Genomic DNA, 24,310 nt, shown 5'->3' on the forward strand with positions numbered 1-24,310 from the left:
TGCGCATTTCCCGATGACCGCCCCACCGGCCACCATGGCGGGGGGAGCGCCACGGGAACCGTCCGCAGCCGTCCGCCCCGCCGCCCACGGCCCCGCCGACCTCCCCCGACAGCAAGCGAGCACCGCCCATGCGCCGCCCCCGCCTCCCCGCCTGGTTGCCCCTCGACCCGTACCTGGCGGCCCTGCTCGCCACCGTGGGCATCGCGGCCCTCCTCCCCGCCCGGGGCCCGGCCGCCACCGTCGCCGAAGGGGCCTCCACCGGCGCGGTCGCCCTCCTCTTCTTCCTCTACGGCGCCCGGCTCTCCACCCGCGAGGCACTCGAAGGCCTGCGCCACTGGCGCCTGCACCTCGCCGTGCTCGTCTCCACCTTCGTCCTCTTCCCGCTGCTCGGCCTCGCCGCCCGCGTCCTCGTCCCCACCCTCCTGACGCGGCCCCTCTACGACGGCCTGCTCTTCCTGTGCCTGGTCCCCTCGACCATCCAGTCCTCCGTCGCCTTCACCTCGATCGCCCGCGGCAACGTCCCCGCCGCCATCTGCGCCGGATCCTTCTCCAGCCTCGTCGGCCTCCTGCTCACCCCCCTCCTCGCCGTCGTCCTCCTCGACGGCGGCGCCGGCTTCTCCCTCGACGCCCTCCTCAAGATCGTCCTCCAGCTCCTGCTGCCCTTCCTCCTCGGACAGCTCCTGCGCGGCCGGATCAACGGCTTCCTCGTCCGACGCAAGAAGGTCCTCGGCTACGTCGATCGGGGCTCGATCCTCCTCGTCGTCTACGCCGCCTTCAGCGCGGGCATGGTCGCCGGCATCTGGCACCGGGTCAGCCCGGCGCGCCTGGGCGCCCTGATGCTGGTGGAGGCCGTACTCCTCGCCCTGATGCTCCTCGTCACCTGGTACGGGGCGGGCCGCCTCGGCTTCGCCCGCGCGGACCGCGTCGCCATCCAGTTCGCCGGGTCGAAGAAGAGCCTCGCCGCCGGACTCCCCATGGCCGGCGTGCTGTTCGGCCCCCAGGCCGCGCTCGCCGTGCTGCCGCTGATGCTCTTCCACCAGACGCAGCTGATGGTCTGCGCCGTCCTCGCCCGACGCCGCGCCGCCGACCCGCCGACCGAACTCCCCGCCCAGGCTGTGGCGGAGGTCTCCCCGCAGGGACAACACCCCGCGGCGCGGGGCCGGTAACGTGCGGCGGTGACCTGGATACGCCCGCACGCCGCCCACGCCCCGCGCCCCTGCACCCTGGTGGTGTGCCGGGGCTGCTGCTGCGGCGACCCCCGCAAGAACCCCGGCACCGACCACGCCGGCCAACTCGCCCGCCTGCGCGAGGCCGCCGAGGCGTCCGGGGGGCGGCTGGCCGTCCGTACGAGCGACTGCCTCGGGCCCTGCGCCCAGGCCAACGTCATCGTCGTCCAGCCCACGAGCGAGGCCCGCTCCCGAGGAGCCCGCGCGGTCTGGTTCGGCTGGGCCCTCGACGACACCGCGACCGACGAGATCATCGAATGGGCCCGCTCCGGCGGCCCCGGCACCGGCCCCCTCCCGGCCACCCTCGCACTCCACCGCATCGACCCCCCGGAACCCAAGGCGCCGACGGGCCGCACCCGCGGCAGGCGGAAGCGCTGAGGCCCGCTCCCGCTACGCGACCGTCCCCGTCCCCGGCAGGAGGATCCGTTCCTCGCCCGCGTAGATGTTCATGTCGGCCCCGCGCAGGAAGCCCACCAGCGTGAGCCCCGACTCCAGGGCCAGGTCCACCGCCAGCGAGGACGGGGCGGAGACGGCCGCCAGCACGGGTATGCCCGCCATCACCGCCTTCTGCGCCAGCTCGAAGGAGGCCCGGCCGGAGACCAGCAGCACCGACCCGGCCAGCGGCAGCCGGCCCGACTGGGCGGCCCGACCGACGATCTTGTCCACGGCGTTGTGCCGCCCCACGTCCTCCCGCACGTCGAGCAGCTCGCCCGTCGCGGAGAAGAGCCCCGCCGCGTGCAGGCCGCCCGTGCGGTCGAAGACCTTCTGCGCCGCCCGCAACCGGTCCGGCAACGCGGTCAGCAGTTCGGCGGGGATCCGCAGCGGGTCGTCGGCCAACCCCGGGAAACGGGTCGCCGTCCGGACCGCGTCCAGGCTGGCCTTGCCGCACAGCCCGCAGGAGGACGTCGTGTACACGTTCCGCTCCAGCGTGATGTCCGGCAGGGGCACCCCGGCCGCCAACCGGACGTTGACGACGTTGTAGGTGTTGGAGCCGTCCTCGGTGGCGCCCTCGCAGTAGGTCACGGCCTCGACGTCCGACGTCCGACCGATCACCCCCTCGCTGACGAGGAAGCCCACCGCGAGCGCGAAGTCGTCGCCCGGGGTGCGCATCGTGATGGCCAGCGGCCGGCCGTTCAGCCGGATCTCCAGCGGCTCCTCCGCGACCAGCGTGTCGGGGCGGACCCCCGTAGCGGCGCCCCGGACCCGCACGACGCGGCGTCGTTCGGTGACCCGTCCCATGGTGATCAGCCCACCCGTTCCGTCCTCGTCGTGCACCTGACCATGACATTCTCCCGGATCGCCGTGCGATCACGCCCCCGGCAGCGAGTTGCTCGGAATTCTCCAAATTCCGCTACCGGAATCCTGTCGGGTCACACGCACACGTACCCGTCAGTAGCAGGCAAAGCTGGGTGATCCTGACTGCCGTACAGAGGGGGACCCCGCCCATGACCGGTTCACGCGTGGTGGCGCTAGGGCACTACCAGCCCGCGAAAGTGATCACCAACGAGGACCTCGCGGCCATGGTCGACACCAACGACGAGTGGATCCGTTCGCGCGTCGGGATCAAGACCCGTCACATCGCGGGCCCCGAGGAACCGGTCGACGAGCTGGCCTACCAGGCCGCCGGAAAGGCCCTCGCCAACGCGGGCCTCACCCCCGACGACATCGACCTCGTCCTGGTGGCCACCTCCACCGCCATCGACCGCTCGCCCAACATGGCCGCGCGGGTCGCCGCGAAGCTGGGCATGGGCGGCGGCCCCGCCGTCATGGACCTCAACGTCGTCTGCTCGGGCTTCACCCACGCCCTGGCCACCGCCGACCACGCGATCCGGGCCGGCTCCGCCACCCGCGCCCTGGTCATCGGCGCCGACAAGATGACCGAGATCACCGACTGGAGCGACCGCACCACCTGCGTGCTGACCGGCGACGGAGCCGGCGCGGCCGTCGTCGAGGCCTGCGAGCGGCCCGGCATCGGCCCGGTCCTGTGGGGTTCGGTGCCGGAGATGGGCCACGCGGTGCGCATCGAGGGCACGCCGCCCGTCTTCGCCCAGGAGGGCCAGGCCGTCTACCGCTGGACCACCAGCCGGCTCCCCGCGCTCGCCCGCAAGGTCTGCGAGAAGGCCGGGATCACCCCCGAGGACCTCGCCGGAGTCGTCCTCCACCAGGCGAACCTGCGGATCGTCGAACCCCTCGCGGCCAAGATCGGCGCCGTGAACGCCGTGGTCGCCCGCGACGTCGTCGACTCCGGCAACACCTCCGCGGCGAGCATCCCGATGGCCCTGTCGAAGCTGGTCCAGCGCGGCGAGATCCCCTCCGGCGCCCCGGTCCTCCTCTTCGGCTTCGGTGGCAACCTCTCCTACGCCGGCCAGGTCATCCACTGCCCGTAGGCCCCTGCCCCCGCGCCCGGTCCCCGAGGCCCGCCCCGCCACCGCCCCCCGGGGCGACGCCGGGGCGGGCCGCGCGGCATCCGGGACATGCCCGCAGGTCAGCGCGGCGTGGCGGGACGACGACCGGTCGGATAAGTGGTCGGAGGCCCGCCGATCCCCTGCTATTGTTGTCCATGTCGCCGCGGGAAACCGGGGCCGACCACCTGGTCCGGGTGGCGGAATGGCAGACGCGCTAGCTTGAGGTGCTAGTGCCCTTTATCGGGCGTGGGGGTTCAAGTCCCCCCTCGGACACAACAAGCAAGAGCCCCACTTCGGTGGGGCTCTTTTGCGTTCCGGCGTCGTGCCGGTGAACGGGGGAGGATCCGTGCGACAGGTCGAGGACGAGATCGCCCGGCAGGACTGGAAGGGCATGCGGTGCGGTTGTGGCCGCTCCGCCGCACACATCGCCCGGGAGCTGCTGCGGATCACGGCAGGGGGAGCGCGGGACGAGGCGACCTCCCGGGACTTCGAGCAGCACGTCTGGTCCCCGGTGGTGCTGTACGAGCCCGCCCCCGCGGTGACCTCCGTCCTGCTCGCCGCGCTCGCGGCCGAGCCGGCGCCCGACACCCGCTTCCGCCTCCTCGACCTCCTCCAGTCCCTGGTGACCGGCGAGGGCACCGATCCGGACTCGGCGCGCCGCGGGCTGGACCTGCCGGAGCTGTGCCGGGAACGCGCAGCGCGGGGCATCGAACTCCTCCACCGGGAGGTGCTCTCCAACCGGTCGCCGGGGGCGGCGGGCGCCGCCTTCGAGATCCTGACGGTGCTGGACCCCGACCGGGCACGCCTGCGGGACCTCCGGGAGACCGCCGCAGATTGGCTGCCCGTGTGCTGCCGTACGGGACTGTGCCACGACTGGTGGGAGGACGAGGAGGAGAGCCGGAAGGCGGCGGGCTAGCTCGTCGCCGTGAGGACGGTGACCGCGGTGACCGCCGCTATGGCCGCCTGCATGTCGCGGATCGCCTTGCGGATGCTCTCCGCGGCCCACTGGCCCTCGGCCACCTCCGCCATCCGGGCCTTCACCTCGGCGCGGGGGCCGTCCGCGAACGCCAGGTCGTGCAGCTTCGCCGAATGCAGCAGCGCGATCAGCCCTGCCGTGCGCTGGTCCGGCTCCGCTCCGTCCAGGACGCACGCGCGGAGCCGCTCGCGCAGGGCCCGCTCGTGGGAGCCGTCCGCCTCGGGATAGCGGCGGACCGGGAACATGCCCAGCGCCTTGTGTTCCCTGCGCTCGACCACGCCCCGCGCGCACAGACTGTCCAGCGCCGCCGCGACGGCCTTGGTGTGGTCCTTCGTCAGCCAGCCGGTCACCGTGTGCCGGCCGCGCCGCTCCAGCCAGGTGCGGATCAGCTCCAGCCGGCCGTCCAGGAGGGCGTCGCCCGTGGGGCTGGTGTCGGCCGCCTCCAGCTCCTTGCCGACGATCGTGAACCGCCCGGCGAGGACCAGTTCGAGGAGGATGCCGCCCGCGACGGCCCACCCGGCGGCCTGCCGCTTCTTCGCCGTCCCGGACTCGTCGTCCAGCGACAGCAGCATGACCTCTTCCGCCAGCGTGATGTTCATGAACGTCCCCCCGTAGTTCCTACGAGGAAGACGATCGGCGTACCCCGGTGGTTCCCCGGTCCCTCACAGCCGCAGGACCACCAGGCCGTCCCGCGCCGGCAGCGTGCCCGGCGCGACCTCGGTGAAGGTGTGGGGGAGGGCCAGGCGCGGGTGGTCGGGGTCCGGCGGGGCGTCGGCGGCCTCGAAGAGGTAGGCCGCCGCCGCCGAGGGATCGCTGACCAGGTGCGGCCCCTCCTGCGTGGTGACGCGCGTCAGCGGCGTCCGGAAGAGGCGGCCCAACCGGCGCAGGGTCTCCGGGGTGCCGCCGGTCGGGACCCCGGTCGTGGTCGCGGCCCGGACCCCGGCCGGCCCGACGGCCCGGGCGGCCGTCGGGGGGGCGGCCGGCGCGTCCGGCGGGATCGCGCCCGACAACAGCAGCGCCAGCAGCACCGGGACCGCCTTGCGGCGCAGGGCCTCCGTCGCCGAGTGCAGCCGGTGGGCGTGCGCGGCGGGCAGGGACAGCGCCAGGCTCCCCGCCGCGCCGCCGGTGGCGATCGGCACCGCCGAACAGACCACGCCGGGCGCGTACTCGTGCAGGTCGAAGACGGGCGCGCCCGGGGCGACCGCGTCCAGGGCGTTGAACAGGACCCGGCTGTCGGTGATCGTGCGCGGCGTGAGCCGGGCCGGTCGGTGACGGGCGACGTGGTCGGCCCGGCCGTCCCGGTCGAGCTGTGTCAACAGGCACTTGCCGACCGCGCTGGCGTGCGCGGCGGCCCGGAAGTCCACCCACTCCCGCACCGGCGGGGTCCCCGGCCCGTCGGCCATCTGCGTGATGCGGACCTCGCCGTCCGCGTACCGGCTCAGGTAGACGGCGGCGCCCGCGCTGTCGCGCGCCAGCGCCAGGGTGCGCTGGAGCTGCCCCGCCAGGCCCAGGCCGCCCGGGGCCGCGAGCCGGTCCAGGGCCGGGCCGGGCGCGTACACGCCGACCCCGGTCCGCCGCGCGTACTCCTCCTCGCACAGCATCGTCAGGATCGGCCGCAGCGCCGCCTCGCCCAGCCCCGACCTGCGGGCCAGCCGGTCGGTGCGCACCCCCAGCGGGTGCCGCTCCAGTACCTGGACGACGTCCAGCGCGCGCCGCGCCTGCGCCAGGGCGCCGCCCGTGTCGACCGGGCGCGCGGGGCCCCGGGGCGGGGGCACCGGCGCGGGGCGGCGGCGCGGCGGGAAGACGGCGCCGGGCCGGGGGCCGGGCGTCGGGGGCGGGGGCGGCGGCAGGAACGCGTCCAGCACCAGGGGCAGCCCCGGCCTCGGCATCGGCACCGGGCCCAGGTCGGGGTCGTCGTGCTGGTCGACGTAGCGCAGGACGGCCGCCTGCGCGCACAGCCGGACCTCGCGCAGCTCGCGGCGCCCGCTCGGGCGAAATCCCCGGCGGCCCAGCTCGCGCGCCCACACCCGGGCGTCGTGGTGTTCGCCGCGTCGGGAGTGGTCGAGGAAGAGGCAGTACGCGGCCTGCGCGGTGTGGGGGCTGCCCGATCCGGCGGCGAACTGCCACCAGAAGCGGGACCCCTCCCGCATGCCCGCCAGGTGCAGCAGGCAGCCGAAGACGACCGCCCCGGGCAGGTCGCACTGCCCGCTGTCGAGGAAGCGGTCGAGGTCGCCGCGGGCGCGGGCGTCGCAGACCACGGCGAGGCAGGCCGCCTTGAGGTCGCGCCGGGCCCGCTCGGAGTCGAGCGGGGTGTCGCGGGCGGGATCGCTCCATCCGAAGGGCCGGCGCCGGCCGCCTCGTCCGACGGGGGCGGCCGGGCCGGGGGCGCGCGGGACGCGCAGCAACCGGGCCTCGGCCGCGCCGAGGTCGTAGTGGGGGTAGCGGTCGCGCACGACCGCCCGCTCCAGGAACTCGGCGAGCGGCCGCCGACCCCGGGCGCCGTCGCCCCGGCCGTCGCGGTCGTGGTCCTCGCGGCCCCTCATGATTCGGCGGACGCGTCGAGCAGCCGGGCCAGGCGCCGGTGCGCCTGGCCGAGCTGGGAACGGACGGTGGCCTCGTCGACGCCCATCACGGCGGCGGCCTCTCCGGGGGTGCACTGGAGCCCGTAGCGCAGCATCACCGTGTCCCGCTGCCGTTCCGCGAGACGGGCGACGGCGGAGTAGAAGCGGATGGCGTCGGTGAGGACCTCGTAGCGGTCGGACGCGGAAGGCCCGGCGGAACCCGACGGGTCGGCGGGGTCGGTGGGATCAGGGGTGTCGGGGCCGCCGGAGTGGACCTCCTTGAGGGCGGCCTCGAAGGCGCTGATGTCCATCGGCTCGGGTGGTCGGCGGCGCGGGTCGCGCTGTCGTTGCCCGTCGACGATGCGCTGCTTGAGCACGGTCCAGGCGTAGGCGTCGAGCCGGTCCATGTGCAGCATGCGGAGCCATTCGTTCATGATCGAGTCGAACGCGGCGTCCACGGCGTCCTCCGCGGCCGCGTCCGAGCCCAGCTGAAGGTACGCGAAGCGCATGTACGCGGGACGCCGGTTGGCGTGGAAGGCCCAGTACGACAGGCGCGCGGTCGGATCCCACTGACTCATGGGCGTCGGCTGCCGCCGTCGGCTGGGCAGGCCCACGGCCCCACCGGACTCCTCCGGTCCGCCATCGTTCACCGTTCCCCACCTCATCCCCTGTGCGCGGCCCATCAGACCAGCGCCGGCGCGTTCCGGGGGCGCGGAGCGGCAAGATGGAGGATTACGGCCGTCGATGATCGAGTGGTGATCGGGAACGATCGGGACGCGTTTCAGCGGGCACGGACGCATATGCCCTGTCGGTGGGGGCGCACGGTGCAAGTGCGCCGGGGAGACCGGCGGGGCGTGTGACCATCCCACGAATCACTCGTTTGACGGGCCGTGGCTTCCTCACAACGCCCCGGCTCCACGCCGCAGACGCCCCCCGGTCCCTCCCCGCGGCCACCGCGCGCGCGGAGCGCGGTCGAGCACGCCGAGGCCGTCCTCGTCGAGCACTACCCCCGGCTCGTGCGACTGGCCTACGTGACCCTCCCCGACTCCCTCACCCGGCACGACCGGATCCTCCTCGCGCACCGCGCCGTCCAGCGCGCCCTGCCCCGCGCCGCCGCCGTCCGGGCCGCGCCGGCCGGCCCCGGCGGCCCGGGCGGGCCGCTGGAGGAGGTGCGGGTCCGCGTCCTGCGCGCCGCCCTCGCCCCCGGCGGCCGCACCCGACTGCCGCCGCTGCGCCTCATCCGGCCGTGCACCCCTCCCTACGTGTGGGGGCTGCGCATGTGGCCCCCGGCGGGCGGGATCGACGAGGCGGCCCGCCTGGTGGGCGGGGCGCCCGGCCCGGTCCGGGCGGCCTTCGCCCTGCACCGCCTGGAGGGGCTCCCCGAGGAGGCGGCGGTACGGCTCCTCGCCGCGGCCGGAGCCGGCGACCCCGAGGACGCCGTGCGCGAGGCCCGCGCCCTGCCCGTCGGCGAAACGCTCCTGCGGGAGCTGCGCAACCCCGCCCACGACGCCAGCGTGGTCAGCGCCCGCCCCACCGACCTGCTGCGCCGCCGCCGCAGGGTCCGCGCCGGCTGGGCCGCCCTGACCGCGTTCGCCCTGGCCTGCGCCGTCCTCACCGCCGACGGGTCGGCGCCGCGCACCGAGACGACCCCCGCCGCCGGGCCGGTCGCCGCCCGGGCGCTGGATCCCGCCCGGCTGGTCCGCGTACCCGCCGAGGCCTGGGCCGACACCGCCCGCGTGGACTTCACCGCCTGGCCCGCCCGGGGCGCGCGCACCGCGGACCGGGCCCTGCTCGCCCGCGCCCTGGGCGCCTGGGCCGCCCGGCCCGGATCGGTGAGCGTCACCACCGCCCCCGGCACCGCCGCCGACCCGCCCGCGCACTCCCCGCGGCTGTTGTACGCCGGGGACGTGCCCGGACCGGACGCGGGCGGCGCGCGCGCCGTGGTGGTGCTGCTCGACGGCGACCGGATCGCACGCTACGCCGAGGCCGCGGGCGGCCCGCGCGCACGCACCCTGGACCTCGCCCGCACGGACGAGGCCGGGGTCACCACGGCCGCCGCCCTGACCCTGACCCGGGACGAGCCGGGCGGCTCCGCGCGCTACCTGCTCGCCCCGTGGATCGCCGGCGCCGGCGTCCGCGACCTGCTGCGCGCCGGGGACGCGGCCCACCCCCTGACGGTGGGCGCCGACGGGGTCACGCCCCCGGTGGAGGTGCCGCGGGGCGACGGCCCGTGCACCGCGTGGCCCGCGCTGGAACTGACCTCCTCCGCCCGCATCGTCGAGAAGCACGCCTTCGTCCTCGCCGACCTGGGCGGGCTCACCCCCGTCCACCTCACCCACACCCCCCTGCCCGACGGACCCGGGGCCGTGCCGGCCCGCCAACCCCGCGAGGCGACCGGCCCGGCCGCGCGCGCCGACTGGGCGCCCGTCGTCTGCGGGCTGCGGGAACTGCGCGGCGGTGCGACCCGGGCCGTCAACCTCTGGGCCTTCGCCGAGACCGAACTCCCCGACGGCGCCGGCCGCGCCCGCTGGACCTGCACCCGCGCCTCCGGCTGGGCCGGGCCCGGCGACGTGCTCGTCCAACTGCGCCCGCCCGCCGGACCCCCGCTGGACGTCGCCCGTGCCCGGTCCACCGCCGCCTGCGGACGCTTCGGGCAGCACCTGCTGGCCGGCACCCGCTGGCGTTCCCCGGCGGGCCGCGCGTACCTGCTGGCCGCCGGGAGCCGCGAGGTCACCGGCATCACCGCGACCGGCGCCGTCCGGGCCGAGGCGGACGGACGCGCCCTGGCCGCCCCCGCCGGACCCGAGGGCGCCCCGGTGACGCTGACGGGCCGGCTCGCGAGCGGCGCCCGGATCACGGCCCTCGACGGCGCGGGCGGCGGCCGGGACTGATGCCGCGGCGACCCCCGCCGGCGGTCGGGGAGACCGGTCCGCGAGACCGGTCCGCCGCTGGTCCGCCGCCGGTCCGGCACCGGTCCGGCGGCGCCTTCGGGCGGCTGTAGCATGGGCCCATTGCGAGGGCCGTGACGGAGAGGTCACAGCCCTCGCTCGTTTTTGCGCCATGTCCACCCACAGAAATGCGGGCGCGTGCCGTTTCGACGGTTCGATACGATGAACCGCGTCACAGTCCGTCACAGACGGCCCGGTACCGCACGCTTTCGCACTCAGTGACCGTCGTCACGCACAAATGAAATGGAGCATCCGAGGATGGCTCGACACCTGATCACCAGCGCGCTTCCGTACATCAACGGGATCAAGCACCTGGGCAACATGGTCGGGTCGATGCTTCCGGCGGATGTGTACTCCCGGTACCTCCGCCAGCGCGGCCACGACGTCCTGTACATCTGCGCCACCGACGAGCACGGCACCCCCGCCGAGCTCGCCGCCAAGGAGGCCGGCATCTCGGTCGCCGACTTCTGCGCGCAGGCCCACGATGCCCAGAAGGCCGTCTACGACGGCTTCGAGCTGTCCTTCGACTACTTCGGTCGCAGCTCCTCCGCGCAGAACGCCGAGATCACCCAGCACTTCGCGCGCCGCCTCCAGGAGAACGGCTTCATCGAGGAGCGCGCGATCCGGCAGGTCTACTCGCCCGCCGACGGTCGCTTCCTCCCGGACCGCTACGTCGAGGGCACCTGCCCGCACTGCGGTTACGACAAGGCCCGCGGCGACCAGTGCGAGAACTGCACCCGCGTCCTGGACCCCACGGACCTGATCGAGCCCCGCTCGGCCATCTCCGGCTCCACCGAGCTGGAGGTCCGCGAGACCAAGCACCTCTTCCTCCTCCAGTCCAAGCTCCAGGTCGAGGTCGAGGCCTGGGTCGCCGAGCACGAGGAGGAGTGGCCGCAGCTGGCGTCCTCCATCGCCCGCAAGTGGCTGACCGAGGGCCTGCACGACCGCGCCATCACCCGTGACCTCGACTGGGGCGTCCCCGTCCCGGCCGACACGTGGCCCGAGCTGGCCGCCGAGGGCAAGGTCTTCTACGTCTGGTTCGACGCCCCGATCGAGTACATCGCCTCCACCAAGGAGTGGTCGGACGCCGACCCGGCGAACCGCGACTACAAGTCCTGGTGGTACGAGGCCGAGGACGTCCGCTACACCCAGTTCATGGCCAAGGACAACGTCCCGTTCCACACGGTGATGTTCCCGGCCACCGAGCTCGGCACCCGTGAGCCGTGGAAGATGGTCGACTACGTCAAGGCCTTCAACTGGCTGACGTACTACGGCGGCAAGTTCTCCACCTCGCAGAAGCGCGGCGTCTTCACCGACCAGGCCCTGGAGATCCTCCCGGCCGACTTCTGGCGCTACTTCCTCATCGCGAACGCGCCCGAGTCCGACGACTCCTCGTTCACGTGGGAGCACTTCACCGCCACGGTCAACAAGGACCTCGGCGGCACCCTCGGCAACTTCGTCAACCGCGTACTGACCTTCTCCCGCAAGAAGTTCGGCGACGAGGTTCCCGCCGGCAGCCCCGCCGGCGAGGTCGAGGCCAAGCTGGGCGAGCAGATCGCCGAGCTGCTGGCCGAGTACGAGGGCCACATGGAGTCCCTCCAGTACCGCAAGGCCGCCGCCGCGCTGCGCGCCCTGTGGTCCGCCGGAAACGCCTACCTCGACGAGAAGGCCCCCTGGCTGGAGGTCAAGACCGACCTGGAGGGCGCGGCGCTGACCCTGCGCACCGCGATGAACCTCATCCACCTCTACTCGGTGGTCTCCGAGCCCTTCATCCCGGCCTCGGCGCGCGTCATGCGCTCCTCGTTCGCGCTCGCCGACGACACGGCGACGTGGGTGTCCCCGGAGCAGGCGAAGGCGCTGGACGCCGTTCCGGCCGGTACCCCGTTCACCGTCCCGCCGGTGCTCTTCGCGCGGATCACCGAGGAGGACCTGGAGTCCTACCGCGAGCGCTTCGGCGGCGACCCGGAGGCCCAGGCCTGAGTCGTACGGTCCGAAGGGGCGCGACCCGCGGGGTCGCGCCCCTTCGGCGTTCCCCGCCCCTTCCGGCGTTCCCCGCCCCTTCGGCGCTCCGGGCGGCGGCGGGGGTAGGGAAAACCCGACCACGAAGGCTCCACCTGGGCGTGCAGACCCGGTGGGCCCGCGCGGCTGGAATGGGGGCATGACCCCTCCTCCCGTCGTCCGCCGCGCCGGCGGCTGGCTGCTCGCCGCCGTCTGGGCCCTGTCGTTCCCGCTGTTCTCCTCCCTGGGCCCGCATCGGCTGTGGGGCTGGTGCGCGGCCACCGGCTACCTCGCCGCCGCGGGCGCCGCCGCCCTCGGACGCCGCCGCGCCGCGCTCGGCGCGGCCCTGGTGGGAGCCGTCGCCGTACCCCTGCTCTACCTGGTCCTGACCGGGCAGGGCCAGTCCGAGGTGGCGGTGATCGAACGCTCCGGACGGCTCCTGCTCGACTCCGGACGCCTCTACGTGGACGGGCCGACCCGGGTCGAGGACTACACCCCCTACCTCCCCGCCACCGCCCTCCTCGGCCTCCCGCGCGCCCTGCTCGACGGCGCCTTCGGCCCGGGCGGGGAGTGGGCGGTGCGGCTGTCGGGCGACGCCCGGCTCTGGTGCGCGGCCGCCCTGTTCGGCTGCCTCGCGGCCGGTCGCCGGCTGCTGGGCTCCGCCCCCTCCCCGCTGCTCCCGCTCCTCGTGGCCTCGCCGGTGGTGGCGATGCCGCTCGTGGTGAGCGGGGTGGACCTGCCGCTGGCGGGCCTGTGCTGCCTGGCGCTCGCGGCGGCCGTGTCCGGGCGGCCGGTGGTCGCCGGGGCGGCCCTCGCGGTGGCCTGCGGGCTCAAGTGGACGGCGCTGCCTGCCGTCGCGGTCGTCCTCGCCGTCCTCGCCGCCGGACGGGGCCCGCGGGCCGCCCTGCGCTGCGCCGGGACGGCGGCCCTCGGCACGGCCGTCCTGGTGGCGCCGGCGGTGCTGCTCCAGCCGGCGGAGCTGTGGCGGCAGGTGTTCGCCTTCCCCACCGGGCGGGCCGAGGTCGCGACCCCGGCGGGCAGCCCGCTGCCGGGGCACCTGCTGGCCGGACTCGGGCCGTGGGGCTGGCACCTGACGGTGGGGCTGCTCGTGGCGGGCGGCCTGGCGGTGGCCCTCTCCCTGGTGGTGCGGCCGCCGCGCACCCTCGTGGCGGCGGCCGACCGCCTGGCGTTCGGCCTCACCCTGGCCTTCCTGCTGGCCCCGGCCGGGCGCTTCGGCTACCTGGCGCTGCCGCTCCTGCTGGTGGTCTGGGCGCGGTCGGCGACGGTCCCCGGGACCTCCCGCGTGGTCGCCGGCTCCGCGGGGCGCGGCGCCCGCGGCGCGGCCGTGCCGCACCGCGCGAACCCGGCGTAGGACGGGGCGTCGGGTCAGGGCCCGGTGCCCCGCAGGTGGGCCAGGACCGCCAGGACGCGCCGGTTGCCCTCGGTCGGGTCCAGGTCCAGCTTCGTGAAGATGCTGCTCGCGTGCTTGACGACGGAGGCCTCGGTGATGAAAAGCCGCGCGGCGAGCGCCTGGTTGTTGAGGCCCTCGGCCATCAGGGCGAGCACCTCGCGCTCGCGCGGCGTCAGCCGGGCCAGGGGCCGGTCCGCCGCCCGGGGGGCGAGCAGGACCCGCACCACCTCCGGGTCGATGACCGTTCCGCCCTCGTGGACCCGGCGCAGGGCGTCGAGGAACTCCGTCACGTCGCCGACCCGGTCCTTGAGCAGGTAGCCCAGGCCGGCCGCCGAGGCACCGGTGAACAACTGGGTCGCGTACGCGGTGGCCACGTACTGCGAGAGCACCAGGACCGGCAGGGAGGGGTCCCCGGCGCGCAGTTCGAGCGCGGCCCGCAGGCCCTCGTCGCGCAGCCCCGGCGGCATCCGTACGTCGGTGACCACCACGTCGGGCCGCTCGGCCGCGACCGCCCGCACCAGGCCCGGGGCGTCGCCGACGGCGGCGAGGACCCGGTGGCCGCCGAGGGTCAGCAGTTCCGACAGTCCGGCCCGCAGCAGGACGGAGTCCTCGGCGATGATCACCCGGAGCACGGGACCTCCACCCGGAGTTCGGTGGGCCCGCCCACCGGACTGGACACCATCAGCCTGCCCTCCAACATCGCCACCCTGTCCGCGAGACCCGCCAGGCCCGCTCCCGCGCCGGGGTCCGCCCCGCCGCGGCCGTCGTCGGTGACGGTCAGGACGAGCCGGCCACCCTCGACCCTACCGGCGACGGCGACGTGCTCCGCGCCGCTGTGCTTGGCGGCGTTGGCGAGGGCCTCCGTGACGGTGAAGTAGGCGGTGACCTCGACCCGTTCCGCCAGGCGGGGCACGTCGAGGTCCACCTCGACCGGCACGGGATGGCGCAGCGCGACCTCCGTCACGGCGGCGGAGAGCCCGTGGTCGGTCAGGACCTGGGGGTGGATGCCCCGTACGAGGTCGCGGAGTTGCTCCAGTGCCCGCCTGGCCTCGGCGCGACCCCGGTTGACCAGTGCCACGGCCTCGGCCGTGTCCTGCGTCGCGGGGGCCGCCCGCAGCCGCATCTCCGCGAGCCCCAACGTCATCCCGAGGGCGACCAGTTGCTGCTGCGCGCCGTCGTGGAGGTCCCGTTCGATGCGCCGGCGTTCCGCCTCGAAGGCGTCGAGGAGGCGGACCCGCGAGCGCGTCAGTTCCAGGACCCGCTCGTCCTCCTCGCGCGGCCCGAGCAGCAGCCGGGCGGCCTTCACCTGCGCTCCGGCGACGAGCGCGCCCGCGTACGCCGTCACGGCCAGGGCGAGCAGACCGACGGCCGTGCCGCCCAGGGCCTCCAGCGGTCCGGCCACGGCCCGGCCGGGTATCAGCATCACCGGTTCCGGGGCGAGCGCCCACACGACGACCGGGGACACGACGAGCGTCACGGAGAAGGCCAGCAGGACGAGCACGCCGAAGCCGGCGGGCGCGAACACCACCCCGAGCAGGGCGGCGTGGCCGAACTCCCGCCAGGTGGCCCGCTCCCGCAGCCTGGTCCGCAGCCAGGCGGCGGCGCCGGCCCCGGCGAGCGAGGTGTGCGGGTCGGGCACCGGCAGGGGGTCCATCCAGCGCAGTCGGCGTCGTTCCAGCTCCCCGAGCGGCACCGCGCCCGCCAGGGCGGCCACCAGGAGCAGCAGCCCGATCCCGACCACGGCCAGCAGCAGCCCGAGCCCGACGAGCAGCGCCAGCGCGACCAGGACCGCGCAGCCGAGCGCGAACCCGCTCCCGAGGTACGCCCAGCACCGCCAGGGCCACCACGAGAGCAGGAACCGGCGCGGACTCCGCAGCAGCGCCCACACGGCCACGGGGGATGGCGCGCGCGGGTCGGCGCCGGCGCCCACGGCCGTACCCGTATCCGTACCCGTACCCGTACCCGTACCCGTACCCGTCCCCGGTTTCCCGTCCGGCTTCCCGTCCATGTCCACGCCCCCTTCGGCCGAACCGTCAGCCTACGGGGGCGGGCGCCCGACGGGCGCCGCGTCACATCGCGGCGCCCAGGACGAGGAAGCCGCAGATCAGCACGGCCAGGATGGCCAACAGCGGCCAGATGAAACGCAGGTACTTGTCGTACCCGACCTTCGCGAGGGCGACGCCGCCGATGACCACGGCCGAGGTCGGGACCCACAGGTTCATCCAGCCGCTGGCGGACTGCCAGGCCGTCACCACCACCGCGCGGGAGACCCCCGCGAAGTCGGCCAACGGGGCCAGGATGGGCATGGCGAGGGTGGCGTGGCCGGAGGTGGAGGGGATCAGGAAGGCCAGGGGCAGGTTGACCAGGAAGACGATCACCGCGAACAGCCCGGCCGAAGTGCCGCTCACCACGCCCTCGATGGAGTGCAGCACGGTGTCCGTGATCTTCGAGTTGTTCATGATGACGGTGACCCCGCGGGCCAACATGATGACCAGCGCCGGGGAGATGAAGTCGGCGGCCCCCTGGACGATCGTCGCGCTGGTCTTCGCCTCGCCCATCCGGGCCACGGCGCCGACCAGGACCGCGGCGCACAGAAAGAGGGCCGACAGCTGGGGGAAGGACCAGTCCAGCTCCCAGCCGTAGGGGGTCGCGTCGGCCCGGCCGGTGAGGGCGCTCGACCAGGGCACCACCGAGAAGATCATGAAGGCGAAGACCAGCACCAGCAGGAGGAGCACGGTCTTGTGCAGGCGGGTCAGCACCGGCGGTTCGTCCGAGTCGGCGGCGGCCTTCTCCATCCGGTCGCCGGGCAGGAACCCGCACAGGGACTTCGACGGATCCCGCCGTACGCGGTGCGCGTAGCGGATCACGTAGAGGACCGTGACGGCCGTGAGGACCACCCACATGGCGAAGCGCAGCACGATCCCGTCGCCCAGCGAGATGTCGGCGGCGGAGGAGGCCACGCCCGTCGCGAACGGGTTCACGGTGGAGCAGAGCACACCGACGCCGGCGCCCAGGATGGCGGCGCCGACGGCGACGAGCCGGTCGTACCCCAGCGCCAGCATCATCGGCACCAACAGGCCGTAGAAGCCGAGGGTCTCCTCCGCGAAGCCCTCCACGGTGCCGAGGACGGAGAAGACCACCATCACGGCGGCGATCAGCAGCGCGCCGCGGTCGCGCAGGCGGTGGGCGAGGAGGGCGATGCCCCGGTCGAGGGCGCCGGTGGCGAACACGACGGTGATGAACGCGCCGATCGCCAGGACGAACAGGAACACGCCCGCGGCGCCGTACAGGTCTCCGGTCAGGCTCGGGCCGACCTCGCGGGTGGCGGGGTCCTGGATGCCGTACAGGCCGTTGACGGGGGCCAGGAAGAGGTCGTTCAGGCGGTCGGTGAAGCTCTGGGTGTCGTCGACCCGGTGGTAGGTGCCCGAGAGCGGGGCGCCCCCGTCGTTGCGCTCGTACTCGCCGGCCGGGACCAGGAAGGCCAGCAGCCAGATCGCGAGGGTGACCAGGGCCAGGATGGTGAGGGCGCTGGGGAAGCGCATGGCCCTGGGGGCGGCGGGCCCGGGGTCCGGCGGCGGCGCGGCCGGGGCGGGCGGCCCGGGCGGGCGGGGTGCGTCCGGGGTGCCTCGGCCGTCCGTGTCCACGCGCCACCGTCCCTTCGGTGCTGCCGAGCTGCGGGTACGTCCTCCTTCCGATCATCGGGCGGCCCGGGGCGCGCCGTCGTGACGGGATGGGCCGGGAGGGTGAGGGCGAGGACGGCGGCGCCCCGGGGGAGGTCCGGCGCTGCTCCGGCGCGGTCCGGCGCGGTCCGGCGCGGTCCGGCGCGGTCCGGCGCGGTCCGGCGCGGACCGGTCGGGCGGGGCCGGCCGTTCGAAGGCGTCCCCCGGACAGGGACACCGACCCGTCCGCCGCGTGTCGAAGCGCCGACTTGATCGTTTCTTCGGCAGTGACCCTCGTACCGGGCGCCGAATCGGGAGGACCGCGGTGACGGCTTGGCAGTACTACGCCGCGGCGGGGCTGGTGGCGGCCTCGTGCCCCCTCCACGGCCACGTCGCGGTCGCCGGGGACGGCCACGGCCGCGGGGCGCGGGTCGACGTCTGCGTCCCGGGCGGCCCGCCGAGGCCCCCCGCCGTGCTCCCCGGCCCCGCCCCCCGACCGCAGGGCCCCCGCCCCCACGTCCCCGGGTCCGCCGTACCGCGCCCCGGGGCGCCGTCGGTACGGGTGACCCTGCCCGGCGAGCCGCGCCCGACCACGAGCCACCCGGGGCTGGCCCCCGTCCCGCCGCCGGCGCCGGAACCCGCGCCCCCGGTACCGGGGGACGATCCGAAGCCCGCGCCGGCCGAACCGACCGCGCCGGCCGCCGAGGACCCGCCGGAGCCCGCCGCGGCGCGGGCCCCGGCCCCGCCCGCGGTCGCGGCCGGCGCCGCGTTCACGAGCGCGTTCCACGTGCGCCCGTACCGCTCCGTGGCCCTGGCCCGACGGGGCCCGGACGGCATGGGCACCATGATGCTGATGGTGGTCGTCGCCACCCCGGCCGTGCTCGCCGCCGCCGCGCTGCGCCCCCGCTCCAAGGGCCGTGGCGCCGGCGCCACGGCCCGCTGACGCCCCCACCGACCCACGAACGGGAGACCCCTCGTGTCCGAATGGCTGGTCCTGGCCATCGCCATGGTGCTCGTCTGCGCCGCCGTCCTCACCATGACGACCATCCGGCACCGCCGGGTCGCGGCCGACGAGGACACCAGCGAAACCCCCGACGTCATCGAGTACATGATGATGATGGTCGGCGTGGTCTACGCGATCGTCCTGGGCCTGGCCATCGCGGGCGTGTGGGAGGCCCGCGGCGCCGCCGAGGACAGCGTGCGCCGCGAGGCGCAGTCGCTGTACGAGGTCAGCCAGCGCGCCGACGTCTACCCGGCCGTCGTCCGCGACCGCATCCGCGGCGAGGTCGACGCGTACGTCGCCCACACCGTGGCGGTGGACTGGCCGCGGATGGCCGACGGCGAGGACGCCTCCGCCGAGGGCGCGCGCCTGCTCGGCAAGCTGCGTACGGACCTCACCCACCAGACGCCCGCGACCGAACTCCAGGCGCAGGCCTACCAGCCGCTCCTCGACCACATCGCGGCCGCGGACGACGCCCGGCACTCGCGTACCCAGAGCGACGAGACCACGCTGCCGGAGGTGATCTGGGTCGGGCTCGTGGTCGGCGGCATCGTCACGATCGGGCTCATCTTCACCCTGCAGATCCGCCGGTCCGGGCGGGAGCTGCTGCTCGCGGGGCTGTTCAGCGCCCTGATCGTGTTCCTGCTGTTCATGGTGTGGAGCTTCGACGCGCCGTACGGGCGGGACGGGGTCGACTCGGCGGGTCCCTTCCAGGACCTCTTCCCGAAGACGTCGGTCACGGCCTCCCGCTGAGGGCCGGCCCGTCCGCGGGCGCGGATCGGCACGTCCACGGGGGCGGATCGGCCCTTCCGCCGGCGGCGGGTGGGCTCAGCCGTCGGCGGTGGTGGCCCGGCGCCGGGTCGCCGCCACCACCGGCGAGTGCCGCAGCGCGTGCGAGATGCGGACGAGGTCACGGGGCCCGTCCGCCATGATGAGCACCCGTTCCCCCTCGCCGGGGTCCTCCGCCGCCGTCCCCTCCGGGTCGGCGGCGCTCGTGCGTACGGCGGCCGCCACCATCGCGGCGTCGGCGACGGCGCGGGCGGTCTCCTCGTCGGCGCCGTGGGCGAGGGCCTCCTCGTAGGCGGCGTCCCGGTGCCGGCGGTCGAAGCAGGGACCCAGGCGCAGGAACCCGTCGTGGATGTCGGACTCCCGCTGGATCACCCGGATCTCGGCCGGGGACCACCAGGACATCCGCACCCCCGGGGTACCGGCCGGGGCGGTGCTCTGGACCTCGTGCCAGAGCGTGCCGAGCCGGCGGTACGTCGACCAGGTCTGCCAACTGTCCGAGGTGCGCTGGCACACCAGCGGCAGGACGAAGCCCACGGCGCTGATGAGGGCGCCGGCGGAGGCCAGCGGCGGGGCGACGTAGGTGCTCAGGTCGTCGAGGTTGTGGCCCAGCCAGCGGGCGACTACCGCCGACATCTTCGTGGCGTCGTAGGTCAGGCTGAAGGCGTAGCCCGCCACGATGATCACCAGGCCGCCGCGCAGCCAGCCGCGGACCTGGAGCGACCAGCGCCAGCACATCGCGACCATCGTCATGGCCGCCACGTTGTGCGCCAGCAGGTAGGCGGCGATCATCACGCGGATGTACGGGGTGTTCGCGTAGAAGGTGTCGAAGTCGCGCAGCCGCTGCTCCGGGGCGTCGCCCAGGGCGAACAACACCATGATGGCGACGACGACGGTGGCGTAGCCCGAGATCCAGCGGCGCGAGGTGGCCCGGATCTCCTCGGCCGGACCGCCACGCCAGTTGAACATGAGCACCAGGCAGGAGGCGCTGAAGGCGGTCATCAGGCAGTACACGAGCGGGGCGGAGAAGTTGGGGATGCCCGTCCACTCGTTGACGGCGTCGATGGTGGGCGGGGCGGCGAAGGTGAAGACCGCCCCGGCCAGGGTCAGCAGGACACAGACCGACCGCAGGAGCGGGTCGCGCCAGTTGTTGCGCAGGGCCGGCAGCTTGAAGACGAGCGCGATCGCCATCGCCGCCGCCGGAATGTAGTAGTCCTGTCCTTTCAACGGTCGTTCCTGTGCCCCCGGTAGCCGAGGGAGGTCTCGATGCGGCCGGCCAGCTCGTCGCGGTGGGCCGGGGCCCGGTGCGCGGCGGAACCGGCCAACCAGGTGCGACAGCGGCTGCCGAGCAGCAGGCCGAAGGTCTCGGCCTCGGTCTCCTCCCGGACGTCGGCGCGGGTGCGCGCGGCGACGCTGCGGACCGTCTCGCCGATGTCCACCCCGTCCGTCAGCAGCCGGGCGGCGACGGCGGCGCCGTCGACGTGGTGGCTGCAGTGGCCGGCCTTCATGTGCCACAGCTCGTGCCCGAGGATCACCAACTGGTGGTCCGGCGCGGTGCGCTCCTCGATGACCACCAGATCGCGGTCCGCCATGTCGAGCCACAGCCCACTGGCCGTCCCCTGGGGGAAGGAAGCCATCCGGAACTCCACCGGGCGCCCGCGATGCCGGCTCATGCCCTCGCAGAGGGCGGCGTAGAGGTCCACGGGTTCCACGGGGGCGGCCAGCTTGATGCCGGCCACCAGCTCCGCGCACAACCGGCGCTGCGCTCTGCCTATGCTCACCGTTCTCCCCGTCGGCGCGGATCCGGATCAGGACTCAAGGATCAGATCCAGACTTTCGACTGGGTCATGATTCGTTCGGTTTGACGCTTTCGAGAAGCATGTCCAGCCATTCGGTCACCTTGTCCCGGTGCTTGTCGCTGGGCAGTTGCGCGGCCCGCCAGGCGATGCCCCGTACGCCGTGGTTCTGCAGGAGTCTTGCCAGCGGATCGCCCGCCGAAGCGGCCTCGGCCGGTACGGTCTGGCGTTCGTGTTTCGCGAAGTCCTGGAGCAGCTGCTGCTCGGTCCGCTGGAGCGCGTCGGTCAGGGCGTCGGCGTCGTGGGCGGTGAGGAAGCCGGCGTGGACCCCGAAGAAGCGCTGGATGGCGTCACAGTGTTCCATGGTGGGGCGGCGGTCGCCGTTGATCAGGGCGCCGGCCTGCTGGCGCGACATCCCGGCGCCGTCCGCGATCTCCTGCTGCGTGTAGCGGCGCCCGTTGGATTTGACCCGGGTGCGGCGGAGCAGGTCGAGGCGCTGGAGGAAGCGCGCCTGGAGGTCGGGTTCGCCGGCCCGTCGGCCGTCGAGCAGGGTTTTGATCACGTCCGTCGGGACCCCGGAGGCCTCGGAGAGCCGGCGCAGGTCGAAGACCTGGTTCACGTCACGGCCCATTTTGTTCGCGAGTTCGGCGACCCGCGTGACGGTCGCTGCCAGGGGCGCGTTGGCCACCGCGACGGGAGCCGGGAAGCCGTCTGTCACCAGTGGTTCTCCTAGATCGCGCGAGGTCAGTGGGCACGTGGTCGGCCTCAGGGAATCTATCCGGTCTGCCTCGGGAGAGCCAGAACTTGCCACAGCTGTGGCGGGAATGAGCTGTCGCAAGGCTGGAATTGCCACAATAGTTGACACTCGAATGAAGTCGGTAGCAGGATCGCCACACGGAAATGAAGATCCAGACCGTGAGGAGGGGGAGCTCTCGGTGCCACATCTCGCAGCGGTGGGCCAGTCCGATGGCCTCGTCCGAGCCGGTGAGGAGCGCCTGGCGGGCGAGGAGTCCGCGCCCGGCGCGGTGCGGTCGGAGCGGCGCAAGGAGATTTTGCGCCAGCGCCGTGAGGAACTGGGCCTGAGCCAGGAAGACCTCGCCTCAAGGCTGCGCATCAGCGTCCGTGCCTACGGGAACTGGGAGCGCGGACTGGTCAAGGAGTGGACGGACCGCAAGCTGCTCGCCCTGGCCGAGGCCCTGGAGATGAGCGAGCGGCAGTGCTTCTGGCTCTTCCGGGTCATGGTCGACCGCGACCCGCCGCCCACCTGGCGCGCGGCCGAGGAGAACCGTCTGCCCCAGGACCCGGCCCAGCGCGACTACCTGTGCGACTACGCGGCCCTGATGGAGGCCTCGCCCTACCCGACGTTCCTCGTGGACCACCGGTGGGACGTGGCGCTGACCAACTCGGCCTTCGACCGGCTCTTCCAGACGGTGCGCCCGCACCCGACGGCCCTGCCGGACGACAACTTCCTGCGCTTCGTGCTGTTCCACCCGGACGCCGCAGCCGTGCTGGAGGACCACGAACCGGGCTGGTGCGTCCCGCTGTTGGCGCAGTTCGCCGCGGCGCTGGCCGCCGCGCCGGACGACGAGGGGCTGCGGAGCATCCGTCAGGAGGTGGCCCGCGACCCGTTCATGGAGGCGGCCTACCGCTACGGGGTCCCGCACTGGCTGAGCACCCACGGGGAGCAGGCCGCGGAGCGGGACGGCGCCGTGCGGACCGTACGCCACCCCGAGTCCGGTTGGGGCACGGTGCGCTGCCGGCTGGTGGCGGAATCCGGCCACATGTTGGAGGCGATGGGGCTCACGCGGATCACCTTCGTGCTCTCCGCACCGCAGGGAACGCCGACCGGTCCGGTGCGCGACGGCGGCGTCCCGCGGCAGCAGGGACCGCGCCTGCGGGCCGTGCCCTCGCCGGTCGACTGAACGGACGGGGGACACTGGTCCCCTGAAGCGTGTGCCACGGCCCCCGGCGGCCCGGCCCCCGGCGCGGTCCCCGCGTCGCGGCCGGCGGCGGGGGGCGGATGCCACGGTCGGTGCCACGATCCGTGTCACCGCGCGAATGTCACCGATCGTGGCATCGGGCGGGAACCCGGCGCCACCCGACCGGGCGACGGCGGCCACGGCCGGGGAACGCCCCGGCCGGCGGGCCCGGGGCACCGGTCGTGACGGCGAAGGGCGGTAGGGGCGTGCGGTTGACCATCCTCGGCGGGGGCGGATTCCGCGTCCCGCTCGTCTACGGGGCCCTCCTCGGCGACCACGCCGAGGGACGGGTGTCCCACGTGACGCTCTACGACGAGGACCCCGGCCGACTCACGGCCATGGCCCGGGTCCTCGCGGACCAGGCCCGCGCCGCCGGCGTGCCCGACGCCCCCGAGGTCACCGCCACCGGGGACCTGGACGAGGCCCTGCGCGGCGCCGACTTCGTCTTCTCCGCCATCCGCGTCGGCGGCCTGGAGGGACGCGCCACGGACGAGCGCGTCGCCCTGGCCGAGGGGGTGCTGGGCCAGGAGACCGTGGGCGCCGGCGGGATCGCGTACGGGCTGCGGACCGTCCCGGTGGTCCGCGCGCTGGCCCGCCGCATCGCCCGGATCGCCCCCGAGGCCTGGGTCATCAACTTCACCAATCCGGCGGGCGTGGTCACCGAGGCCATGGCCGAGGAACTCGGCGACCGGGTCATCGGCATCTGCGACTCCCCGGTCGGCCTCGGCCGCCGCATCGCCCGCCTGCTCGGCGCCCGGCCCGAGGAGGCCTGGATCGACTACGTCGGCCTCAACCACCTGGGCTGGGTGCGGGGCCTGCGGATCGGCGGGCGCGACGAACTGCCCCGCCTGCTGGCCGATCCCGAGGCCCTGGAGTCCTTCGAGGAGGGCCGCCTCTTCGGGGCCGAGTGGCTGCGCTCCCTGGGCGCCGTCCCGAACGAGTACCTCCACTACTACTACTTCAACCGTGACACCGTACGGGCGTACCAGGAGGTCAAGCAGACCCGCGGCGCCTTCCTGCGCGACCAGCAGCGCGGGTTCTACGCCGAGGCCGGCCGGCCCGGGCAGCCCGCAGGGGCGGCGCTCGCCGCCTGGGACCGGACCCGGGCCGAGCGCGAGGCCACGTACATGGCGGAGAACCGCGAGGTGGCCGGGGTCGGCGAACGCGAGGAGAGCGACCTGGAGTCCGGCGGGTACGAGCGGGTGGCGCTGGCGCTGATGCGGGCCATCGCCCGCGACGAACGGGCCACCCTGATCCTCAACGTCCGCAACCGCGGCACCCTGTCGGTCCTCGACGCGGAGGCGGTGATCGAGGTGCCCTGCCTCGTCGACGCGAACGGCGCCCACCCGGTGGCCGTCGACCCGCTGCCCCTGCACGCCGTCGGCCTGGTGACCTCCGTCAAGGCGGTCGAACGCGAGGTGTTGGCCGCCGCGGCGAGCGGCGCGCGGGCGGACGCCGTCAAGGCCTTCGCCCTGCACCCGCTGGTGGACTCGGTGGCGGTGGCCCGGCGCCTGCTGGACGGGTACGCGGCGCAGCACCCGGGCCTGGCCCACCTGCGCTGATAC

Annotated in this window: 20 protein-coding genes, 1 tRNA gene and 1 pseudogene; 12 read left to right on the forward strand and 10 right to left on the reverse strand. The window is 74.6% G+C overall.

The annotated features are described in order from the left end of the window. The first annotated feature begins 128 nt into the window (after positions 1 to 128). Together AB0D01_RS10955 and AB0D01_RS10960 are read left to right on the forward strand one after the other, a co-directional pair. Positions 129 to 1,166 (forward strand): bile acid:sodium symporter family protein, encoded by a 1,038-nt coding sequence (locus AB0D01_RS10955; RefSeq protein ID WP_363054800.1) that lies wholly within the window; start codon positions 129 to 131, stop codon positions 1,164 to 1,166. Positions 1,167 to 1,175: 9 nt separating this feature from the next. Then, a complete protein-coding gene (locus AB0D01_RS10960; RefSeq protein ID WP_363054801.1) occupies positions 1,176 to 1,604 on the forward strand; it encodes a (2Fe-2S) ferredoxin domain-containing protein in 429 nt (142 codons plus the stop codon). A gap of 12 nt (positions 1,605 to 1,616) precedes the next feature. Here AB0D01_RS10960 and fdhD read toward each other — a convergent pair whose 3' ends face one another. Continuing rightward, positions 1,617 to 2,465, reverse strand: coding sequence for a formate dehydrogenase accessory sulfurtransferase FdhD (gene fdhD, locus AB0D01_RS10965; RefSeq protein WP_363054960.1), 849 nt, complete (start codon positions 2,463 to 2,465; stop codon positions 1,617 to 1,619). A gap of 206 nt (positions 2,466 to 2,671) precedes the next feature. On the opposite strand from fdhD, the gene AB0D01_RS10970 reads away from it, so the two are divergent. The 3 genes from AB0D01_RS10970 to AB0D01_RS10980 all read left to right on the forward strand — a co-directional run bounded on the left by AB0D01_RS10970 (position 2,672) and on the right by AB0D01_RS10980 (position 4,547). Beyond that, on the forward strand, positions 2,672 to 3,613 hold the full coding sequence (locus AB0D01_RS10970; RefSeq protein WP_363054802.1) for a beta-ketoacyl-ACP synthase III: 942 nt from the start codon (positions 2,672 to 2,674) through the stop codon (positions 3,611 to 3,613). 206 nt (positions 3,614 to 3,819) lie between these two features. Beyond that, positions 3,820 to 3,904: transfer RNA gene (locus AB0D01_RS10975), tRNA-Leu, on the forward strand. 73 nt (positions 3,905 to 3,977) lie between these two features. Beyond that, positions 3,978 to 4,547, forward strand: a complete 570-nt coding sequence (locus AB0D01_RS10980; protein WP_363054803.1) for a hypothetical protein — start codon at positions 3,978 to 3,980, stop codon at positions 4,545 to 4,547. On the opposite strand, the gene AB0D01_RS10985 is transcribed toward AB0D01_RS10980, so the two are convergent. The 3 genes and pseudogenes from AB0D01_RS10985 to AB0D01_RS10995 form a co-directional block, all read right to left on the reverse strand. After that, on the reverse strand, positions 4,544 to 5,206 hold the full coding sequence (locus AB0D01_RS10985; protein WP_363054804.1) for a GPP34 family phosphoprotein: 663 nt from the start codon (positions 5,204 to 5,206) through the stop codon (positions 4,544 to 4,546). The genes AB0D01_RS10980 and AB0D01_RS10985 overlap by 4 nt on opposite strands. A gap of 408 nt (positions 5,207 to 5,614) precedes the next feature. Further along, positions 5,615 to 6,334, reverse strand: a pseudogene (locus AB0D01_RS10990) (IclR family transcriptional regulator C-terminal domain-containing protein); the annotation flags it as partial. Between the two features lie 812 nt (positions 6,335 to 7,146). Next, positions 7,147 to 7,746: a sigma-70 family RNA polymerase sigma factor gene (locus AB0D01_RS10995; protein WP_363054805.1), complete on the reverse strand. Its 600-nt coding sequence runs from the start codon at positions 7,744 to 7,746 to the stop codon at positions 7,147 to 7,149. A gap of 312 nt (positions 7,747 to 8,058) precedes the next feature. Here AB0D01_RS10995 and AB0D01_RS11000 point away from each other — a divergent pair, with 312 nt between their 5' ends. From AB0D01_RS11000 to AB0D01_RS11010, 3 genes are all read left to right on the forward strand, one after another. Continuing rightward, positions 8,059 to 10,059 (forward strand): hypothetical protein, encoded by a 2,001-nt coding sequence (locus tag AB0D01_RS11000; protein ID WP_363054806.1) that lies wholly within the window; start codon positions 8,059 to 8,061, stop codon positions 10,057 to 10,059. 315 nt (positions 10,060 to 10,374) lie between these two features. Then, positions 10,375 to 12,096 carry a methionine--tRNA ligase gene (metG, locus tag AB0D01_RS11005; RefSeq protein ID WP_363054807.1) on the forward strand — a complete coding sequence of 574 codons (1,722 nt, stop codon included), beginning with the start codon at positions 10,375 to 10,377 and terminating at the stop codon, positions 12,094 to 12,096. A 178-nt stretch (positions 12,097 to 12,274) separates the two neighbouring features. Further along, entirely contained in the window at positions 12,275 to 13,486 is a 1,212-nt protein-coding gene (locus tag AB0D01_RS11010) for a glycosyltransferase 87 family protein (protein WP_363054808.1), read from the forward strand. A gap of 14 nt (positions 13,487 to 13,500) precedes the next feature. Here AB0D01_RS11010 and AB0D01_RS11015 read toward each other — a convergent pair whose 3' ends face one another. From AB0D01_RS11015 to AB0D01_RS11025, 3 genes are all read right to left on the reverse strand, one after another. Continuing rightward, on the reverse strand, positions 13,501 to 14,157 hold the full coding sequence (locus AB0D01_RS11015; RefSeq protein WP_363054809.1) for a response regulator transcription factor: 657 nt from the start codon (positions 14,155 to 14,157) through the stop codon (positions 13,501 to 13,503). After that, positions 14,145 to 15,533: a sensor domain-containing protein gene (locus AB0D01_RS11020; RefSeq protein ID WP_363054810.1), complete on the reverse strand. Its 1,389-nt coding sequence runs from the start codon at positions 15,531 to 15,533 to the stop codon at positions 14,145 to 14,147. Before AB0D01_RS11020 ends, AB0D01_RS11015 begins: the two co-directional genes overlap by 13 nt. Positions 15,534 to 15,594: 61 nt before the next feature. Further along, positions 15,595 to 17,067: a YfcC family protein gene (locus AB0D01_RS11025; RefSeq protein WP_363054961.1), complete on the reverse strand. Its 1,473-nt coding sequence runs from the start codon at positions 17,065 to 17,067 to the stop codon at positions 15,595 to 15,597. A 442-nt stretch (positions 17,068 to 17,509) separates the two neighbouring features. Between AB0D01_RS11025 and AB0D01_RS11030 the strand changes: the two genes are divergently transcribed. Continuing rightward, positions 17,510 to 18,127, forward strand: coding sequence for a hypothetical protein (locus AB0D01_RS11030; RefSeq protein WP_363054811.1), 618 nt, complete (start codon positions 17,510 to 17,512; stop codon positions 18,125 to 18,127). 33 nt (positions 18,128 to 18,160) lie between these two features. Next, positions 18,161 to 18,937 (forward strand): hypothetical protein, encoded by a 777-nt coding sequence (locus AB0D01_RS11035; RefSeq protein ID WP_363054812.1) that lies wholly within the window; start codon positions 18,161 to 18,163, stop codon positions 18,935 to 18,937. 75 nt (positions 18,938 to 19,012) lie between these two features. Here AB0D01_RS11035 and AB0D01_RS11040 read toward each other — a convergent pair whose 3' ends face one another. The 3 genes from AB0D01_RS11040 to AB0D01_RS11050 all read right to left on the reverse strand — a co-directional run bounded on the left by AB0D01_RS11040 (position 19,013) and on the right by AB0D01_RS11050 (position 21,484). Continuing rightward, complete coding sequence (locus AB0D01_RS11040; protein WP_363054813.1) at positions 19,013 to 20,197, reverse strand: MAB_1171c family putative transporter; 1,185 nt, start codon at positions 20,195 to 20,197, stop codon at positions 19,013 to 19,015. Further along, positions 20,194 to 20,751, reverse strand: coding sequence for a toxin-antitoxin system, toxin component (locus AB0D01_RS11045; RefSeq protein ID WP_363054814.1), 558 nt, complete (start codon positions 20,749 to 20,751; stop codon positions 20,194 to 20,196). The genes AB0D01_RS11040 and AB0D01_RS11045 overlap by 4 nt, the downstream gene beginning before the upstream one ends. A 64-nt stretch (positions 20,752 to 20,815) precedes the next feature. Beyond that, positions 20,816 to 21,484 carry a helix-turn-helix transcriptional regulator gene (locus tag AB0D01_RS11050; protein WP_363054815.1) on the reverse strand — a complete coding sequence of 223 codons (669 nt, stop codon included), beginning with the start codon at positions 21,482 to 21,484 and terminating at the stop codon, positions 20,816 to 20,818. Between the two features lie 217 nt (positions 21,485 to 21,701). Here AB0D01_RS11050 and AB0D01_RS11055 point away from each other — a divergent pair, with 217 nt between their 5' ends. Next, positions 21,702 to 22,688, forward strand: coding sequence for a helix-turn-helix domain-containing protein (locus AB0D01_RS11055; protein ID WP_363054816.1), 987 nt, complete (start codon positions 21,702 to 21,704; stop codon positions 22,686 to 22,688). Between the two features lie 263 nt (positions 22,689 to 22,951). Then, positions 22,952 to 24,307, forward strand: coding sequence for a 6-phospho-beta-glucosidase (locus AB0D01_RS11060; protein ID WP_363054817.1), 1,356 nt, complete (start codon positions 22,952 to 22,954; stop codon positions 24,305 to 24,307). Positions 24,308 to 24,310 lie beyond the last annotated feature (3 nt).

The sequence above is a fragment of the Streptomyces sp. NPDC048606 genome, from assembly GCF_040650855.1.
GTDB lineage: Bacteria > Actinomycetota > Actinomycetes > Streptomycetales > Streptomycetaceae > Streptomyces.

Coding starts and splice junctions, on each gene's coding strand:
- AB0D01_RS10985 (WP_363054804.1), bottom strand. CDS start 5,206: ATGAACATCACGCTGGCGGAAGAGGTCATGCTGCTGTCGCTGGACGAC.
- AB0D01_RS11010 (WP_363054808.1), top strand. CDS start 12,275: ATGACCCCTCCTCCCGTCGTCCGCCGCGCCGGCGGCTGGCTGCTCGCC.
- AB0D01_RS11025 (WP_363054961.1), bottom strand. CDS start 17,067: ATGCGCTTCCCCAGCGCCCTCACCATCCTGGCCCTGGTCACCCTCGCG.
- AB0D01_RS10955 (WP_363054800.1), top strand. CDS start 129: ATGCGCCGCCCCCGCCTCCCCGCCTGGTTGCCCCTCGACCCGTACCTG.
- AB0D01_RS10970 (WP_363054802.1), top strand. CDS start 2,672: ATGACCGGTTCACGCGTGGTGGCGCTAGGGCACTACCAGCCCGCGAAA.
- AB0D01_RS11020 (WP_363054810.1), bottom strand. CDS start 15,533: ATGGACGGGAAGCCGGACGGGAAACCGGGGACGGGTACGGGTACGGGT.
- fdhD (WP_363054960.1), bottom strand. CDS start 2,465: ATGGGACGGGTCACCGAACGACGCCGCGTCGTGCGGGTCCGGGGCGCC.
- metG (WP_363054807.1), top strand. CDS start 10,375: ATGGCTCGACACCTGATCACCAGCGCGCTTCCGTACATCAACGGGATC.
- AB0D01_RS10995 (WP_363054805.1), bottom strand. CDS start 7,746: ATGAGTCAGTGGGATCCGACCGCGCGCCTGTCGTACTGGGCCTTCCAC.